The 17,281-nt window shown below is 71.5% G+C and carries 13 protein-coding genes and 1 pseudogene; 9 read left to right on the forward strand and 5 right to left on the reverse strand.

Translation table 11 applies throughout. From position 1 onward, the window contains the following. Positions 1 to 219: 219 nt before the first annotated feature. On the reverse strand, positions 220 to 819 hold the full coding sequence (locus ACFY0P_RS02955) for a CGNR zinc finger domain-containing protein (protein WP_388906582.1): 600 nt from the start codon (positions 817 to 819) through the stop codon (positions 220 to 222). 136 nt (positions 820 to 955) lie between these two features. On the opposite strand from ACFY0P_RS02955, the gene ACFY0P_RS02960 reads away from it, so the two are divergent. The 5 genes from ACFY0P_RS02960 (at position 956) to ACFY0P_RS02980 (ending at position 10,041) form a co-directional block, all read left to right on the forward strand. After that, entirely contained in the window at positions 956 to 2,209 is a 1,254-nt protein-coding gene (locus tag ACFY0P_RS02960) for an MFS transporter (RefSeq protein ID WP_388906584.1), read from the forward strand. Positions 2,210 to 2,369: 160 nt separating this feature from the next. After that, the gene (locus ACFY0P_RS02965; protein ID WP_388906586.1) at positions 2,370 to 3,899 is read left to right on the forward strand and encodes a GMC family oxidoreductase; all 1,530 of its coding nucleotides are present in this window, start codon (positions 2,370 to 2,372) and stop codon (positions 3,897 to 3,899) included. Between the two features lie 205 nt (positions 3,900 to 4,104). Next, complete coding sequence (locus tag ACFY0P_RS02970; protein WP_388906589.1) at positions 4,105 to 5,580, forward strand: ABC transporter permease; 1,476 nt, start codon at positions 4,105 to 4,107, stop codon at positions 5,578 to 5,580. Positions 5,581 to 5,821: 241 nt separating this feature from the next. Next, positions 5,822 to 6,505 (forward strand): ABC transporter ATP-binding protein, encoded by a 684-nt coding sequence (locus ACFY0P_RS02975; protein ID WP_388906591.1) that lies wholly within the window; start codon positions 5,822 to 5,824, stop codon positions 6,503 to 6,505. Positions 6,506 to 6,735: 230 nt separating this feature from the next. Next, positions 6,736 to 10,041 (forward strand): S8 family serine peptidase, encoded by a 3,306-nt coding sequence (locus tag ACFY0P_RS02980; RefSeq protein ID WP_388906594.1) that lies wholly within the window; start codon positions 6,736 to 6,738, stop codon positions 10,039 to 10,041. Positions 10,042 to 10,120: 79 nt separating this feature from the next. Here the strand turns inward: ACFY0P_RS02980 and ACFY0P_RS02985 are convergent, their stop codons facing one another. Next, the gene (locus ACFY0P_RS02985) at positions 10,121 to 11,026 is read right to left on the reverse strand and encodes a helix-turn-helix domain-containing protein (protein WP_388906597.1); all 906 of its coding nucleotides are present in this window, start codon (positions 11,024 to 11,026) and stop codon (positions 10,121 to 10,123) included. Positions 11,027 to 11,200: 174 nt separating this feature from the next. Between ACFY0P_RS02985 and ACFY0P_RS02990 the strand changes: the two genes are divergently transcribed. Continuing rightward, positions 11,201 to 12,244 carry an NAD(P)-dependent alcohol dehydrogenase gene (locus tag ACFY0P_RS02990; RefSeq protein WP_388906599.1) on the forward strand — a complete coding sequence of 348 codons (1,044 nt, stop codon included), beginning with the start codon at positions 11,201 to 11,203 and terminating at the stop codon, positions 12,242 to 12,244. A 1-nt stretch (position 12,245) separates the two neighbouring features. On the opposite strand, the pseudogene ACFY0P_RS02995 reads toward ACFY0P_RS02990, so the two are convergent. Continuing rightward, positions 12,246 to 12,428, reverse strand: a pseudogene (locus tag ACFY0P_RS02995) (iron chelate uptake ABC transporter family permease subunit); the annotation flags it as partial. A 106-nt stretch (positions 12,429 to 12,534) separates the two neighbouring features. On the opposite strand from ACFY0P_RS02995, the gene ACFY0P_RS03000 reads away from it, so the two are divergent. Further along, a complete protein-coding gene (locus ACFY0P_RS03000) occupies positions 12,535 to 12,918 on the forward strand; it encodes a VOC family protein (RefSeq protein ID WP_388906602.1) in 384 nt (127 codons plus the stop codon). 15 nt (positions 12,919 to 12,933) lie between these two features. On the opposite strand, the gene ACFY0P_RS03005 is transcribed toward ACFY0P_RS03000, so the two are convergent. Both ACFY0P_RS03005 and ACFY0P_RS03010 read right to left on the reverse strand, forming a co-directional pair. Continuing rightward, entirely contained in the window at positions 12,934 to 14,040 is a 1,107-nt protein-coding gene (locus ACFY0P_RS03005) for a serine hydrolase domain-containing protein (protein ID WP_388906605.1), read from the reverse strand. A 43-nt stretch (positions 14,041 to 14,083) separates the two neighbouring features. After that, positions 14,084 to 14,866: a FadR/GntR family transcriptional regulator gene (locus tag ACFY0P_RS03010; protein WP_388906607.1), complete on the reverse strand. Its 783-nt coding sequence runs from the start codon at positions 14,864 to 14,866 to the stop codon at positions 14,084 to 14,086. A gap of 79 nt (positions 14,867 to 14,945) precedes the next feature. On the opposite strand from ACFY0P_RS03010, the gene ACFY0P_RS03015 reads away from it, so the two are divergent. After that, entirely contained in the window at positions 14,946 to 15,818 is an 873-nt protein-coding gene (locus ACFY0P_RS03015) for a carbon-nitrogen hydrolase family protein (RefSeq protein WP_388906609.1), read from the forward strand. Positions 15,819 to 15,863: 45 nt separating this feature from the next. Then, positions 15,864 to 17,270 carry an APC family permease gene (locus tag ACFY0P_RS03020; protein WP_388906613.1) on the forward strand — a complete coding sequence of 469 codons (1,407 nt, stop codon included), beginning with the start codon at positions 15,864 to 15,866 and terminating at the stop codon, positions 17,268 to 17,270. The last annotated feature ends 11 nt before the right edge of the window (positions 17,271 to 17,281 follow it).

Consider the following 17,281-nt stretch of genomic DNA (forward strand, 5'->3'; position numbering starts at 1 on the left):
GAGCGGGGTGCTGTCGTGTGCCTGGTGCGCCGGGCGGTCAGTCGTGTGCGGCGCCGTGGTGGCTGGTCGCGCGGTTCCCCGCGCCCCTTTGGGGCGCTGCAGTTCAGGGCGATGCCGAGCGGGGTGCTGTCGTGTGCCTGGTGCGCCGGGCGGTCAGTCGTGTGCGGCGCCGTGGTGGCTGGTCGCGCGGTTCCCCGCGCCCCTTTGGGGCGTTGTAGTTCAGGGTGCTGTTGCGTGCCTGGTGCGCCAGGTCTGCTTCTTGGCCTGGTTGCCGCAGGTCTCCATCGAGCACCAGCGGCGGTTGCCCGGACGGGACGTGTCGAGGAACCAGGCGGCGCAGTGCGGTCCCGAGCAGGCCCGGAGCCGGTCGAGGGCGGGCGAGGTCGCCAGCGCGAGCGCGTCGCGCGCGATGTCGGCGAGGACCGCGCCCACCGGGTCCGCGGCGCTCCAGGTCACCGTGCCGTCCGCGGCGAGCACCGGAACCGGGGGAGCCGCGGCGGCGGCCCGGTTCAGCAGCTCCCGCTCCCCGGGCGGGCAGCCGGCCGGGCCGGCGGACGAGCGGGCCGCGGTCAGCAGCGCGTACACCGCCTCCCGTACCGCCCGCGCCTCGTGGAGCACGTCCGGTGCCGGGGCCGGGACGGCTGTGCCGTCGGGATAGGGGCCCAGCTGGGTGACCCAGGCGGCCAGGGCCTCGGGGGTGTCCAGCTCCTCGGTGGCGCCGTCCATGCCGCGCAGCCGGAATGTGCGCATGAAGTCCAGGCAGATCCGGCCCGCGCCGCTGCGGAAGCGGGGGGCCGTGGACGCGGGTGTGTCGGGCATGCGAACCACCCTACTGCGGAACCGGTTTTACTGGTACCGTCGAGGAACCGGTTAAAACGGTTCTCGGCGGAGCCCCCGAACTCCCGGCTCTGCCCCTCTTCCCTGTCTCTGTCCCCTTCCTCGCCAGAGGTGTGTCGTGTCCGCTGGGCCTCCCACCCCCTCGTCGCCGACGCTGAGCCGGCGCCTGATCCTGCTGCTCTCCGTCGCCTGTGGCGTCGCGGTGGCCAACATCTACTTCCCGCAGGCGATCAGCCCGCTCATCGCCGACGACCTGCACGTCTCCCCGGAGTCCGCGGCCGTCGTGGTCACCTGCGCCCAGCTCGGCTACGCGGCCGGCATCTTCCTGCTGGTCCCGCTCGGCGACCGGCTGCGCCACCGCGGCCTGGTCACCACCCTGCTGCTGGTGACCTGCGCGGGGCTGGTGCTCGCGGGCACCGCCACCACCCTGCCCGTCCTCGCCGTCGCCAGCGCGCTGGTCGGTCTGACCACCGTGGTCCCGCAGATCCTCATCCCGATGGCGGCCGGCCTGACCGCGCCCGAGCGCCGCGGCGCGGTCACCGGCACCCTGCTGTCGGGCCTGATCGGCGGCATCCTGCTGGCCCGTACCTTCTCCGGCACCCTGGGCGAGTGGCTGGGCTGGCGGGCCCCCTACCTGGTCGCCGCCGGTCTGGTCCTCGTCCTCACCCTGGCCCTGGCCGCCGCACTGCCCACCACCACACCGAGCACGGACCAGCGCTACCCGGCGCTGCTCGCGGCCCCCGTGCGCCTGCTGCGCACCGAGCCGCTGCTGCGCCGCTCCGCCCTCAACCAGGTGCTGGTGTTCGCCGCCTTCAGCGCCGCGTGGACCGCCCTCGCGCTGTACATCACCGGCCCCGCCTACCACCTGGGCACCCCGGCCGTCGGCGTGCTCGCCCTGGTGGGCGCGGCCAGCATGTTCGCCACCCCGATCGCCGGGCGCCGCACCGACCGGCAGGGCCCCGACGCCGTCAACCTGGTCTGCATGGTGGGCGCCATCGCCGCCGGCGCGCTGCTGCTGACCGGTCACTTCGGCGGTGCCGTCGGCCTGGTCGGCCTGGGCGCCGGCATGCTCCTGCTCGACGTGGCCATGCAGTCCGGCCAGGTCGCCAACCAGGCGCGCATCTTCGCGCTCCGCCCCGAGGCCCGCGCCCGGCTCAACACCGCGTACATGACCTGCGCGTTCCTCGGCGGCAGCGCCGGTTCCTGGCTGGGCGTGCGGGCGTACTCCGCCTTCGGCTGGAACGGCGTCTGCGGCCTGGTCGTGCTCCTGGCCGGCCTCGCCCTCCTCCGGCACGTCCTGCGCGCCCGCCCGGCCACGGCCCCGGCGGCAGAGCAGGTCACCGCCTCCACCTCCGCCCCCGCGGCCCGCTGACGCACCGCCCGCCCGGTCACCCAGCAGTCACCCGGTCACCCAGAACCCACCGCACACACGAAGGAGCTGTCATGGCCGATACCCTCCGCCGGAAAAGCACCACCTGGGGCCTGACCACGCCCCCGGCCGGCACCGCCCAGCGCCGAGAGGCGGTCGCCCGGTGAGCGGGTGGGACTACGTCATCGTCGGGGCCGGCTCCGCCGGCTGCGTGCTCGCCGACCGGCTCAGCGCGGACGGCACCGCCCGGGTGCTCCTCGTCGAGGCCGGCCCGGGGACCGCCGGGACCCGCCCCGAGGTGCAGGTGCCGATCCTCTTCCCGCGCCTGTTCGGCGGCGACCTGGACTGGAACTTCAGCACCGTGCCCCAGGCCGGCCTGGCCGACCGCGCGATACCGATCCCGCGCGGGAAGGCGGTCGGCGGCTCCTCGGTGATCAACGCCCAGTTGTGGACCCGCGGTCACCGCGCGGACTACGACGGCTGGGCGCGGGCGGGCCTGGACGGCTGGGGCCACGACGACCTGCAGCCCTACTTCGACCGCGCCGAGCAGCGGATCAGCCTGTCCGGACTGCGCTATCCGCTGCCCGTGACCCCGGCGTTCGTCGACGCCTGCGCACGCCTCGGGTACACCCCGGCCGCCGAGGTCCAGGAGGGCTACGCCCTGGCCCGCGCGACCCACCGCGACGGCCTGCGGCACAGCTCCGCCGACGCCTATCTGACGCCGGCCCGGGAGCGGTCCAACCTGACCGTCCTCGCGGACACGCTGGTGCGCCGGGTGCTGTTCGAGGGCACGCGGGCCGTCGGGATCGAGGTCGAGGGGGAGTCGGGCACCGAGACCCTGCGCGCCGAACGCGACGTCATCCTGTCGGCCGGCGCCGTCGGCAGCCCGCACCTGCTGCTGCGGTCCGGCGTGGGCCCCGCGGCGGAACTCGCCGGGCACGGCATCCCGGTGGTGCGGGACCTGCCGGGAGTGGGCCGCGACCTGACGGACCATCTGCTCGTGCCGCTGGCCTTCGAGGCACAGGGTTTCTGGTCGCCAGGTTCGGGCACCTCGCCCGAACAGATCGACCAGTACCTGCGCGACCGCCACGGCTCCCTGGACTCGATCATCTCCGAGGCGCTGCTGTTCCTGCGCACCCGGGAGGAGCTGGCCGCCCCCGACATCGAGATCGTCCACCTGGTGGTGCCGCTGGGCGAGCACCAGCGGCCCGCGGCGCACGGCATGGCCCTGGGCGTCATCCTCATGCGCCCGCACAGCCGCGGCACCGTCACCCTGCGCAGCGCCGACCCGCACGACGCCCCGCTGATCGACCCCGGCTACCTGACCGACGAGGCGGGGGAGGACCTGGGGACCCTGGTGGCCGGGGTGCGCGCGGCCCAGGGGATCCTGCGCCAGCCGGACCTCGCGCAGTGGCTGGGCAAGCCGCTCACGGACGGCGCGCTCTCCGAGGACCTCGACGACATCACCGCGTACATCCGCTCCACCGGCGGCAGCATCCACCACCTGGTGAGCACCTGCCGGATGGGCACGGACGAACACGCCGTCGTCGACCCGTCGTTCGCGGTGCGGGGCGTGAACGGGCTGCGGGTGGTGGACGCCGCCGCGATGCCGAGCCTGGTACGGGCCCACACCCACGCCCCCGTCACGATGCTCGCCGAGCGGGCCGCGGACGTACTCCTGGGCGAGCGCTGAGGAAGGGGCCGTCCAGCGACCCCGGCCGGTGATTCCCCCGCCCGGCCGGGGTTCCGCGCGCCCGGTCCGGGGCCGCGCGGGCCGGTGCTGCCGGGGCGGCGCTGACAGCCCGGTGCGGGGCCGTTCCTGGCCTCCGTACAGCCTTCTCATGCATCTCTTATTTGGGCCTTATCGAGCCATCACGGTGCGTCCCTAACGTGCGGTCATGTTCTTCACCTACCTGAGGCGCGAACTGCGCCGCCGCAGAAAGGCGGCTCTCGTCGTCGCCTCCGGCCTCGCGCTGGGCATCGCACTGGTCATCGTGGTCAACTCCGTGTCCAACGGCATGGGGAAGGCACAGGACAAGGTCCTCCAGTCGCTGTACGGCCTGGGTACGGACATGACGGTCACCAAGGCCGCGTCGGCGTCCACGAGCGCCTCCCAGCGACCCCGCTTCAACTTCGACGCGCAGAACAACGGATCGTCGACGACGCAGAGCAGTGACCGCGTCATGGTGCAGGGCTTCACCACCCTCGCCTCCACCACCGTCACCAAGGTCGGCGACCAGAAGGGCGTCGCGACCGCGGTCGGCGGGCTGAACCTCAACGTGGTAAAGATCAGCGGGCAGTTCACGCGGGGTCAGTTCCAGCAGAACCAGGGCTCCGGCGGCAACGGCGGCGGCTTCGGCGGCGGTGGCAACGGCCAGCCGCAGGGTGAGGTCCAGGGCGGCGGTGCCAACTTCGACGTCAACTCGTACACGGTGTACGGCACCGACGTCACCCAGACCGAGGTCGGCCCGCTGACCTCGTCGAAGATCACCAGCGGCCGCACCTTCAAGACCACCGAGACGAACGCCAAGGTGCTGGTCGCCGACTCGGCGTACGCCAAGGAGAAGAAGTACAAGGTCGGTTCGACCGTCACCATCAACAAGGTCAAGTTCACGATCATCGGTATCGCGACGGCCGACAGCGGTGACGCGGCGGCCAACCTGTACATGCCGCTGAAGCAGGCGCAGACGCTCGCCGATGAGAAGAACAAGGTCACCACGATCTACGTCAAGGCGACCGACTCCAAGCAGATCTCCTCGGTCAAGAAGACCATCCAGAGCAACGTCTCGGGTACGACGGTCACCACCTCCGCCGACCTCGCGGACACCGTCTCCGGCTCGCTGTCCACGGCGTCCTCGCTCGCCACCAACGTCGGCAAGTGGCTGTCCATCGCGGTGCTCGTGGCCGCGTTCCTGGTCGCCGGCCTGCTCACCTCCTCGGCGGTCTCCCGCCGCGTCCGTGAGTTCGGCACGCTGAAGGCGCTGGGCTGGAAGTCCGGCCGGGTCACCCGGCAGGTCATCGGCGAGGCCATGGTCAACGGCCTGGTCGGCGGTGCGCTCGGGATCGGGCTCGGTCTGGCCGGCGCGTACGTGGTCACCGCGATCAGCCCGACGCTGGACGCCTCCGTCGGCAGCGGCGGTGGTGGCGGCAACGGTGGTGGCGGCTTCGGCGGCGGTGGGGGCGGCGGCTTCGGCGGCGGTCCCGGCCGGCAGGCCGCGAAGACCCTGGAGGTCGCCCTCACGGCCCCGGTCAGCGTGACGACGATCGCGCTGGCGGTGGGCCTGGCGGTGGCCGGCGGCCTGATCGCGGGCGCGTTCGGCGGCTGGCGCGCGTCGCGACTCCGTCCTGCGGATGCGCTGCGGCGGGTCGAGTAGCTGACGTCGGCTGTGGCTGGGGTGGGGACGCTCACCGGCGCTTGCCGGGCGCCGCTGCGCCCACCCGGGCCGCCCTGCGGCACGACTGCCCGCAGCTATGAAGCTGACGCGACTGCAGCGCCCCTTTAGGGGCGCTGGGGGTACCCCCGGCCGAAGGCTGGGGGAGGAACTGCGCGACCAGCCCCCACCACCCGCGGCCGACAACGCACCGTCCCACCCCGAAAACCCTCCAGGAGCCACCATGTACGAACTCAGAAACGTCACCAAGCTGTACACACGAGGCAAGGACACCGTCCGCGCCCTCGACGGCATCGATCTCACCATCGCCGACGGCGACCGCCTGGTCATCCAGGGCCCCACCGGCGGCGGCAAGTCCACCCTCCTTCAGATGCTGGGGGGACTCGACCGCCCCACCTCCGGCGAAGTCGTTCTCGACGGGACCGACTTGGCCAAGCTCTCCGAAACGAAGCTCACGTCGGTCCGCAGCGCAAGCATCGGCTTCGTCTTCCAGTCGTTCAACCTCATCCCGACGCTCACCGCCCAGGAGAACGTCGAGACCGCCCTCGTCCCGCTCGGCGTCAAGACCAGGGAACGGCGCGAACGCGCCGCCGAGGCACTGACGTCGGTCGGTCTCGGGGAGCGCCTCGGCCACCTGCCCGGCGAGATGTCCGGCGGCCAGCAGCAGCGCGTCGCCATCGCCCGGGCCCTGGTCAAGCAGCCCAAGGTGCTGCTCGCCGACGAGCCCACCGGCAACCTCGACGAGGGCATGCGCGACGAGATCATGGACGTACTGGAGCGCATGTGGAAGGAGCACGGGCTGACCTTCATCATGGTCACCCACGACTCCGCGATCGCGAAGAAGGCCCCGCGCCTCGCCACCATCCGCAAGGGCAAGATCACCGTCAAGGAGAACGCCGGCGCGTAACACCGGCGCGCCGCGCGGAACCGCGCGGTTGTGTAACGGTGTTCACCCCGGCGCGTAACAGTTGTCCCGCACTCTTCTCACCGGTCTCTCAACTATTGAGCCCGCTGATCACCCCCCGGCATACTCCGTATTCCGGGGGGTTGACGTATGTGTGTACGGGACTACCCCCGGCCGGGTGAACGGGGAATTCGCCCGGTACACCGTCTCCTGGGGGAGTCTTGCGCAGACAAGTGAAAAGAGCTGCCGCGGCCACGGTGGCCACGGCAGCGGCCGTCGCGCTCGCCGCGGGCATGACCAGCCCGGCATCGGCGAAGCCGGAATCGCGCGCCGCCTCGGCAGCGGCCGCCTCTTCGCTCACCGCCAAGCACCACGTCACTCTGATCACCGGCGACCGGGTCGCCCTCGACGCCAAGGGCCGGGTCGTCGGCCTGGAGCGGGCCAAGGGGCGCCAGCACATACCCTTCCGCATCAGCAAGGTCGACGGGCACACTCTCGTCGTCCCCGGTGACGCCGTCCAGCTGGTGGCCTCCGGCAAGCTGGACCAACGGCTGTTCGACGTCACCGAGTTGAACAAGGCCGCGACCCGTAGGGCGCAGAAGAACGGCCTCAAGGTCATCGTCGGCTACAGCGGCGCCGCCACCGCCACCAAGGCCGACGTGCGGGACGCGGGCACCCTGCGGCACAGCCTGAAGACGCTGAACGCGGACGCCGTGCAGACCCCGGCCAAGGAAACGCCCGAGCTGTGGGACGCGGTCACCAACGGCGACAAGGCGGCCTCCGGCATCGCGCACGTCTGGCTCGACGGCGTCCGCAGGGCCAGCCTGGACAAGTCCGTGCCGCAGATCGGCGCGCCCGTGGCGTGGAAGGCCGGTTACAACGGCAAGGGCGTCAAGATCGCCGTCCTGGACACCGGTGTCGACACGAGCCACCCGGACCTCAAGGACCAGGTGATCGAGTCCAAGAACTTCAGCGGGGCCGCCGACGCCTCCGACCACTTCGGTCACGGCACGCACGTCGCGTCCATCGCGGCCGGCACCGGCGCCAAGTCGCACGGCAAGTACACGGGTGTCGCGCCCGGCGCGAAGATCCTCAACGGCAAGGTCCTGGACGACACCGGCTCCGGTGACGACTCCGGCATCCTCGCCGGCATGGAGTGGGCGGCGGCCGAGGGCGCCGACGTCGTCAACCTCAGCCTCGGCGGCTACGACACCCCGGGGATCGACCCGCTCGAAGCCGAGGTCAACAAGCTCTCCGAGCAGAAGGGCATCCTGTTCGCGATCGCCGCGGGCAACGAGGGCCCCGAGTCGATCGGTTCGCCGGGCAGCGCCGCCGACGCGCTCACCGTCGGCGCCGTCGACGGCAAGGACAAGCTGGCCGACTTCTCCTCCACCGGCCCCGCCGCCGACGGCTCCATCAAGCCGGACGTCACGGCGCCCGGCGTCGACATCACCGCGGCCGCGGCCAAGGGCAGCGTCATCGACCAGGAGGTCGGCGAGAACCCGCCCGGCTACCTGACCATCTCCGGTACGTCGATGGCGACCCCGCACGTCGCGGGCGCCGCCGCGATCCTCAAGCAGGAGCACCCCGACTGGGGCTTCCAGGAGCTGAAGGCGGCCCTGGCCGGCTCGGCCAAGGGCGGCAAGTACACGCCGTTCGAGCAGGGTGCGGGCCGGATCGCCGTCGACAAGGCCATCAAGCAGACCGTGCTCGCCGACCCGGTGTCGGTGAACTTCGGTGTGCAGCAGTGGCCGCACACCGACGACACCCCGGTCACCAAGCAGCTGACGTACCGCAACCTCGGCACGACCGACGTGACGCTCACGCTGAAGTCGTCCGCCACCGACCCCAAGGGCGCGGCGGCTCCGGCCGGCTTCTTCAAGCTCGGCGCGACCCAGGTGACCGTCCCGGCGGGCGGCAAGGCCTCCGTCGACGTCACCGTCAACACCAAGCTGGGCGGCACCCTCGACGGCGCCTACTCGGCCTACGTGACGGCGACCGGCGGCGGCCAGACCATCCGCACGGCGGCCGCGGTCCAGCGTGAGGTGCAGTCGTACAACGTCACCGTCAAGCACATCGGACGCGACGGCAACCCGACCGGTGTCTACAGCACCGACCTCGTGAACTACTCGGGCCTCGGCGACGGCCGCGACTACGTCGTGCCGGCCGACAACTCCGGGACCGCCACCCTCCGGGTGCCCAAGGGCACGTACCTGCTCGACGCCTGGATCGCCAAGGACTTCACCACCTTCGACGGCGGTCTCGACTGGCTGGTCAACCCGAAGCTGAGCGTCACCAAGGACCTCACGCTCACCATCGACGCCCGCACCACCAAGGCCGCCGACATCACGGTGCCGGACGCGCAGGCCACCCCGCACTCGGCGACCGTCGACTACATGTACGACCCGGCCGGCATCGGGTTCGGGGTCGGCTTCGACACCTTCGACAAGATCCGGCTCGCCCCGCTGGGCGGTGAGGTCAGCGGTCTGACCCAGACCTGGAGCGGCCAGTTCACCAGGGGCGCCGGCGAGGAGTACGACGTCGCCACCAGCGCCCAGGTCAAGAAGGTCCAGGGCGACAAGGTCCGGCACTTCAAGACCGGTGAGCTCGCCACGGTCAGGAACGCTGTCGGTGCCTCCGCGCCGAACAAGACCGGCTCGGTCAGCCCGTGGGGCGTGGTCGGCGAGGACTTCGTAGCGGGCGACGCGGTGGAGCAGAAGCTGCCCACCACCCGCACCTTCCACGTCTCCACCGTGGACCACGCCCAGTGGGCCTTCGACGTCACGCAGTTCTCCGGCCACGACGCCCAGGGCGTGCCGATCGCCGACGCCTTCTACACGCTGGGCGACCCGAAGACCTACAAGGCCGGCCAGACCTACCGCAACACGTTCAACAGGGCCGTCTTCGGCCCGCACCTGAGCCGCGAGTACGGCCTGTTCCGCGACGGCAATCAGATCTTCGGCGTGGTCCCGCTGTTCTCCGACAGCGCCAGGCACGCCGGGTCCTCCGACTTCCTGTCGGTGAACACCACCCTGTACCGCAACGGCACCAAGGTGGGCTCCAACAAGGACCCGCTGTTCGGCGACGGCGTGTTCACGGTGCCGTCCGGTGACGCCGCCTACAAGCTGACCACCTCGGTCGTCCGGTCGGCCAAGGTCGCCGCCGCCTCCACCCGGATCGACGCGAGCTGGACCTTCCGTTCGAAGAAGCCGGGCAGCAACACCCCGCTGGCCCAGCTCCCGGCCTCCACCGTGCACTTCGGTGCCGCCACCGGCGCGGACAGCCGCGTCGCGGCGGGCGAGAAGGCCACCTTCCCGGTCACCGTCGAGGGTGCGGCCGCCGGCCGCAACCTGAAGTCCCTCACGGTCTACGTGTCCTACGACCACGGCCGGAACTGGCGGAAGGTGACGGTCAGCCACGGCAAGATCACCGTCAAGAACCCGGCCAAGGGCAAGGCCGTCTCGTTCCGCGCCACGATCGCCGACAAGAAGGGCAACAAGTCGTCGATCTCGATCTACGACGCGTACTACGGCAAGTGAGCCGTGACCGCTGAGTAGCACCCCAGCGAGCGGCCCGTCGGAAGCGCGGCTTCCGGCGGGCCGTTCTCCATGCCGTCCCTCAGGGCGCGGGGGCGACCCGGGTGGCGTCCGTGCCCCAGCTGGCCAGCAGGCGCAGCGCCTCGGCCGACGCCGAGCCCGGCTCCGCGTGGTAGGTGACCAGGGCCTGGTCCTGGTCGCCCGGCATGCGGAACGACTCGTAGTTCAGGGACAGCTCACCCACCAGCGGGTGGCGCATCCGCTTCACCCCGTACGACTTCTCCTTGACGTCGTGGGTCGCCCACAGCCGGCGGAACTCCTCGCTCTTGACCGAGAGTTCGCCGACCAGCGCGGAGAGCCGGGGGTCGTCCGGGTAGCAGCCCGCGTCCATCCGGAGCTGGCACACGATGTCGATCGCCTTCTGCTCCCACTCGACGAAGAGCTCACGGTAGTCGGGCCGCAGGAACGTCAGCCGGGCCCAGTTGCGCTCCGCCGCCGGCAGCTCCGCCCAGTCACCGAAGAGCGCCGCCGCCAACGGGTTCCACGCCAGGATCTCCGAGCGCCGCCCCACGATGTACGCCGGGACGCCCTCCATCGACGCCAGCAGCTGCCCCAGCGACGCCCGTACCTGCTGCGGCCGCGCCGGCGCCTTCTTCTTGTGCTGCTTGCCCTTGGCGAGGTGGATGAGGTGCGCGTGCTCGGCGTCGGTGAGCCGCAGCGCGCGGGCGATCGAGTCCAGGACCTCCGCCGACACGTTCCGCCCGTTGCCCTGTTCCAGGCGCGTGTAGTACGCCACCGACACCCCGGCCAGCTGCGCCAGTTCCTCGCGCCGCAGCCCCGGCACCCTGCGGTGCCGCCCGAAGTCCGGCAGCCCCACGTCGGAGGGGCGCAGCCGGGCCCGCCGGGTGCGCAGGAACTCGCTGAGCTCGGCACGCCGGTCGAGGGACGGGGAGGCGGGGGTGGCGGCGGGCAGGGGCTGGTCTTCCATACATCCAGTATTCACGGTCGTACGCACCCGAGCCTGATCCCGCCAGTGGTAGGCACGGCAGACGTACGCAGAGGCGGGGGCTGGGTGGCGGACGTAGCGTGGAGGAGCCTGGAAACGTGCCCGGGAGGAAGACAGGCAACCGGGTGCGAAGACACCTCTAGGAGAACCCCCCTCATGACCACTGTTGCTGCTTACGCCGCGCCCGCCGCCAAGGCCCCGCTGGAGCGGACCACGATCGAGCGGCGCGCGGTCGGCGAGCACGACGTCCTCATCGACATCGAGTTCGCCGGTATCTGCCACTCCGACATCCACCAGGCCCGCGAGGGCTGGGGTACGGCGATCTTCCCGATGGTGCCCGGTCACGAGATCGCGGGCGTCGTCTCGGAGGTCGGCCCGGGGGTCACGAAGTACGCGGTGGGGGACCGGGTGGGCGTCGGCTGCATGGTCGACTCCTGCCGTGAGTGCGACAACTGCAGGGCCGGTCTCCAGCAGTACTGCACCGGCGGCGGCCCGACCTGGACGTACAACGCCGTCGGCAAGGACGGGCAGCCCACCTACGGCGGCTACTCGCAGAAGGTCGTCGTCGACGAGAACTACGTCGTCCGCATTCCCGACGGCCTCTCCCTCGACGTGGCGGCCCCCCTCCTGTGCGCCGGCATCACCACGTACTCGCCGCTCAAGCACTGGAACGCCGGTCCCGGCAAGAAGGTCGCGGTCGTCGGCCTCGGCGGTCTGGGCCACATGGGCGTGAAGATCGCCGCCGCCCTGGGCGCGGAGGTCACCGTCCTCTCCCAGTCCCTCCGCAAGAAGGACGACGGCCTGAAGCTGGGCGCCACGCACTACTACGCGACCAGCGACCCGAAGACCTTCCAGGACCTCAAGGGCACCTTCGACATCATCCTCAACACGGTGTCCGCCCCGCTCGACTTCGACTCCTACCTGTCGCTGCTGAAGACCGACGGCGCCATGGTGAACGTCGGCATCCCCGAGGAGCCGGTGCACATCCTGCTCTCCTCCGTCTTCGGCCACCGCCGCAGCCTGAGCAGCTCCGGCATCGGCGGTATCCCGGAGACCCAGGAGATGCTCGACTTCTGCGCCGAGCACAAGCTGGGCGCCGAGATCGAGCTGATCAGCGCCGACCAGATCAACGAGGCGTACGACCGGGTCGTGAACAGCGACGTCCGCTACCGCTTCGTGATCGACACGGCGACGATCTGAGTCACTTCCGACTGCCGAGCAGATACAGCGGACAGGGGCCGCCGACCAGGGAGGTCAGCGCACCCACCGGGATCTCCAGCGGAGGGACCGGGGTGCGCGCCGCCAGGTCGGCGGCCGCCCGTGCGAGCGCGCCCGTCAGTGCCGAGCAGACCAGCGGCAGCTGGGGGGTGCGGGTGAGCCGCCGGGCCGGCTGCGGTTCCGAGGGCGGTGAGACCGAACCCGATCAATTACTAAGGTTAGCCTTACCTTATCTATTGTCGGGAGTACGTTGGACGGGAGGAGGTCCCACGATGACCGTGAACCTGAACCACACCATCGTCGCCGCACACGACAAGCACGCGTCGGCCCGGTTCCTCGCCGACATCCTCGGCCTTCAAGTCAGCCCGGACTACGGCCCGTTCGCCCCGGTCGCGCTGCCCAACGGCGTCACCCTCGACTTCATGGACACCCCGGGGGACATCCCGCCGCAGCACTACGCGTTCCTGGTCTCCGAGGACGACTTCGACGAGATCTTCACCCGCGTCCGGGCGGCGGGCCTGAGCTACTGGGCCGACCCGTCCCACAGCCGCCCCGGCGAGATCAACACCAACGACGGCGGCCGTGGCACCTACTTCGACGACCCCGACGGCCACCGCCTGGAGATTCTCACCCGCCCCTACGGCAGTGGCGGCTGACCCCCCGGGCGCCGGTCAGGCCCGCAGCCCCTTGAGGCCGTCCTGCGCGGCCATGACCAGCTCGATGCCCCGGTTGTCGGCGGCGGGTTCGCGCATCTGGTTCGTCACGTACGCCATCGCCAGCCGCTCGTCGGGGTCGACCCAGACCAGCGCGCCGCCCCAGCCGCCCCAGCCGAGGGCGCTGCCGAAGAGGCCGTAGCCGAGGCCGTACCGGGCCGACATGCCGAGGACGCGGTCCTCGCCGTCGAACTGGAGCTCCCGGGCCCGCTCGCAGCCCTCGGGGGACAGCACCCGCACCCCGCCGACGGTTCCGCCGCAGGCGAGCAGGGACTGGACGAGGGCGACCGAGCGGGCGTTGCCGTAGCCGCCGGCCGCGGGGATCTGCGCGCGGCGCCAGGCGATGCTGTTGCCGTCGCGGACGCGGAGGGCGGTGGCGGTGGTGGGGGTCGCGTCGCGGCCCGGGGCGCTGGCCGTGTAGTCCTCGTCCCTGCCCGGCGGCGGCACGGTCAGCGCCACCCGTGGATCGTGCTCGGGGCCGAGGCCGATGTGGAAGTCCGCGCCGAGCGGCCCGGCCACCTCCGCGGCGAAGAACTCGCCCACGCTCCGCCCGGTGATCCGGCGCAGCACCTCACCCACGAGAAACCCCTGGGTGAGTGAGTGGTACCCGGCCGCGGTCCCCGGCTCCCACTGCGGGGCCTGCCCGGCGAGCCGGGCCGTGGCGGTCGTCCAGTCGTACAGCTCCTCGACCGGCCCCTCCCAGTCGGGCAGTCCGGCGGTGTGCGACAGCAGCTGCCCTACCAGGACGTTCTGCTTGCCGGCCGCGGCGAACTCGGGCCAGTACCGGGCGACCGGCGCGTCCGGATCGAGCTCGCCCCGGTCGATCAGGACGAGCGCGCACAGCGCGGTCATCGTCTTGGTCACGGAGAACACGTTGACGATCGTGTCCCGCTCCCACGCCCGGGTCCGGCCGGCGTCGGCGAACCCGGCCCACACGTCCACCACGGGCTTCCCGTCCACGAAGACGGCCACGGCACCGCCCACGTCGCCGTCGTCGATCAGTCCGGCGAGCGCGGCGGGCACGGCGGTGAACAGCTCGTCGTACGAGCCCTGGATGTCGGCCATGCACGCCATTGAGCCCGTCCGAGCGCGCCCCGGCAACCGAATATCAGCGCATCGGCCGGTGCACCAACCCGACGAACATCGTCCGGTGCAGGGTCTCCACGTGGCGGCGTGCGATGTCGGCCGCCTCGCCGGCGTCACCCGTGCGGAGCGCCGCCACCAGGGCCCGGTGCTCGTCGTTGGACTCGCGCAGGGCGGCCAGCGGGTAGGGCAGGTAGTACGCGTAGAGCCGGCGCAGCACGGCCCCGTAGGTCTGCACGCTCGCGTCGAGGCCGGTGGCGCGGGCCACGGCGAGGTGGAACCGCTCGTCGCAGGAGTGGAACTCCGCCCAGCTCTCCGCCCGGTCCATCGCCGCGACCAGCAGGTCCAGCTCGTCGAGGGCCGCGGCGGACACGGTGCGGGTCGCGAGATGGGCGATCCCGCACTCCAGGACGGTCCGCTCGTCGATCAGACGGTGCACCTCGGCGGTCTGCCCGTGGTACGCCTCGGCCGCGTCGACGACCCCCCGGGTCGGCTGCTCGGCGACGAGCGTGCCACCGTTGCGCCCCCGCCTGCGCTCCAGGACGCCGTCCGCGCACAGGGAGCTGAGCGCGCGGCGCACGGTGATCTCGCCGACCCCGAGCGCCTCGGCTATGGCGTCGGTCTGGGGCAGCCGCTCGCCGGGGGAGAGCAGCCCGAGGTCGACCGCCATGGCGATCCGGGCGCGCACCGTGTCCAGCGCGGTCAGCCGGCGGATCCCGTTCAGCTTGGGCGAGTTGAGGGCGAGGACGGTCCCCTCGGAGTGCGCCTCGGGGTGCGCCGGTGCGGATCCGTTCGGGGTGCCGGTCATGCCCTCAATGTAGCGGTCGGTAAAACTGCTCATAATGAGACCATTGTATAAGAGCTCATATTGAGTTAATTTCCTGGCCATGTCCCGACCCCTCCCCGTAGCGCTGGTCCAGGCCGCTCCCCGCCTGGCCACCGACCCGCTGTCCGGCTTCGCCGAGGACGTCGGGGGAGTGCTGGCGCGCTTCCCGCAGACCCGCCTCGTCGCCTACCCGGAGCTGCACCTGTGCGGCACCGACGGCCCGCCCGGCGAGTCGGAGAGCCGGCTGCAGGCCGCGGCGGAACCGCTCGACGGCCCCCGGGTGCGGCAGCTCGCCGAGCTCGCGGGCGACCTGGGCGTATGGCTGTTCCCGGGCACCGTGGTCGAGCGCGGCCCGGCCGGCGAGCTCTTCAACACCGCCCTCGCCTTCTCCCCGCAGGGACGGCTCGCCGCCCACTACCGCAAGGTCTTCCCGTGGCGGCCCTTCGAGCCCTACGCCTGCGGCGACCGCTTCGTCGTCCTGGACCTCCCGGACACCGGCCGCGTCGGCTTCGCCATCTGCTACGACGCCTGGTTCCCGGAGGTGGCCAGGCACCTGGCCTGGATGGGCGCCGAGGTCATCGTCAACCCGGTCATGACCACCTCGGCCGACCGCGCCCAGGAACTCGTCCTCGCCCGGGCCAACGCCATCGTCAACCAGGTCCACGTCGTCAGCGTCAACACCGCGGGCCCCCTCGGCACCGGGCGCAGCCTGGTGGTCGACCCGGAGGGACGCGTCCGCGTCCAGGCCGCCGACTCCGCGCCGACCGTGCTGACCGACGTCCTCGACCTGGACGACGTGACCCGCGTACGGACCTTCGGCACCGCAGGCCTGAACCGCATGTGGGACCAGTTCACCGAGGCCGACGCCCCCATCGACCTGCCGCTCTACGACGGCCGCCTGGACCCCCGCCGCTGGCGGCCGGCCGGCGACTGACCGCCTTCCTCCCCAGCATCCCGTCCCCTCGCCCCAAGGAACGCCATGTCCGCTCCCGCCGCTCCGCCCACCCTGACCCGCAGCCTGACCCTCAGATCCGTCGTGCTCTTCGGGCTGGCCTACATGGCGCCGATCATCGTGCTGGGCACCTACGGCGTCGTCGCCGAGAGCACCCACGGCTCGGTCCCGACGGCCTATCTGCTGGCCCTCGGCGCCATGCTCTTCACCGCGCACAGCTACGGGAAGATGGCCGCGGCCCACCCTGTCGCCGGGTCCGCCTACACCTACGTGCGGCGCTCCATAGACTCCCGGATCGGCTTCCTCGTCGGCTGGGCCACCCTGCTGGACTACTTCTTCCTGCCCATGGTCATCTGGCTCATCGGCGGGGCCTACCTGCAGGCGGAGTTCCCCTCGGTGCCGTTCTGGGTGTGGATCATCGGGTTCATCACCGTGACCACCGCGCTCAACATCCGGGGCATCAAGACCGCGGAACGGGTGAACGACCTGCTGATGGTCTTCCAGGTCCTGGTCGTGGCGTTCTTCGCGCTGCTGTGTCTGCGGCACGTCCTCCAGCACCAGGGAGCGGCCGCGATCGTCAGCACCACACCGTTCGCGAACCACGCGACCAGCCTCGCGGGCATCTCCGCGGGCGCCGCCATCGCCGCGTACTCCTTCCTCGGGTTCGACGCGGTCACCACGCTGACCGAGGAGACCGTCGAGCCGCAGCGCACCATCCCCCGGGCCATCCTGCTGACCGCGCTGCTCGGCGGCGGCATCTTCGTCGTCGTCGCCTACGCCACCCAGCTGGCCCACCCCGGGTACGCGTTCACCGACTCCAGCTCGGCCGCGTTCGAGATCGCCAAGGCGGTCGGCGGCGACCTGTTCTCCTCCGTGTTCCTGGCCGGCCTGATCGTCGCCCAGTTCGCCTCCGGGATCGCGGCCCAGGCCAGCACGTCACGGCTGCTCTACGCGATGGGCCGCGACTCCGTGCTCCCCCGGAAGGTGTTCGGCAGCATCCACCCCAAGTACCACACCCCCGCCCTGAACATCCTCCTCGCCGGCGCGGTGGGCCTGATCGCGCTGCGCCTGAACGTCGCCACCTCCACCTCCTTCATCAACTTCGGCGCCTTCACCGCCTTCACCTTCGTCAACCTCTCCGTCGTCGCCACCTACGTCCGCGAGCGCCGTGCGGGCCGCCCTCCCGCCGTGTGGTCGTACGTCCTGCTGCCGGCGGTAGGCGCCGTCGTCGACGTGTGGCTGCTGTGCCACCTCGACGACAAGGCCCGCATGCTCGGCCTGATCTGGCTGGCCCTCGGCGTCTGCTATCTCGGCTACCTCACCAGGGGCTTCCGCAAGGCCCCGCCGGAGATGACCTTCGACGAGGACCCGGCCCCGGCGACGGCGGCGGACCAGGCACGGGGCACGGAATCGCCAGGAACCCTCACGCGTTGAGCAGGGTGGAC

Source organism: Streptomyces sp. NPDC001714 (assembly GCF_042892755.1).
Lineage (GTDB): Bacteria > Actinomycetota > Actinomycetes > Streptomycetales > Streptomycetaceae > Streptomyces.

Bases quoted from the DNA above. Each gene is read 5' to 3' on its own strand.
- ACFY0P_RS02955 (WP_388906582.1), bottom strand. From the start codon at position 819: ATGCCCGACACACCCGCGTCCACGGCCCCCCGCTTCCGCAGCGGCGCG.
- ACFY0P_RS02970 (WP_388906589.1), top strand. From the start codon at position 4,105: ATGTTCTTCACCTACCTGAGGCGCGAACTGCGCCGCCGCAGAAAGGCG.
- ACFY0P_RS02975 (WP_388906591.1), top strand. From the start codon at position 5,822: ATGTACGAACTCAGAAACGTCACCAAGCTGTACACACGAGGCAAGGAC.
- ACFY0P_RS02985 (WP_388906597.1), bottom strand. From the start codon at position 11,026: ATGGAAGACCAGCCCCTGCCCGCCGCCACCCCCGCCTCCCCGTCCCTC.
- ACFY0P_RS02990 (WP_388906599.1), top strand. From the start codon at position 11,201: ATGACCACTGTTGCTGCTTACGCCGCGCCCGCCGCCAAGGCCCCGCTG.
- ACFY0P_RS03000 (WP_388906602.1), top strand. From the start codon at position 12,535: ATGACCGTGAACCTGAACCACACCATCGTCGCCGCACACGACAAGCAC.
- ACFY0P_RS03005 (WP_388906605.1), bottom strand. From the start codon at position 14,040: ATGGCCGACATCCAGGGCTCGTACGACGAGCTGTTCACCGCCGTGCCC.
- ACFY0P_RS03010 (WP_388906607.1), bottom strand. From the start codon at position 14,866: ATGACCGGCACCCCGAACGGATCCGCACCGGCGCACCCCGAGGCGCAC.
- ACFY0P_RS03015 (WP_388906609.1), top strand. From the start codon at position 14,946: ATGTCCCGACCCCTCCCCGTAGCGCTGGTCCAGGCCGCTCCCCGCCTG.
- ACFY0P_RS03020 (WP_388906613.1), top strand. From the start codon at position 15,864: ATGTCCGCTCCCGCCGCTCCGCCCACCCTGACCCGCAGCCTGACCCTC.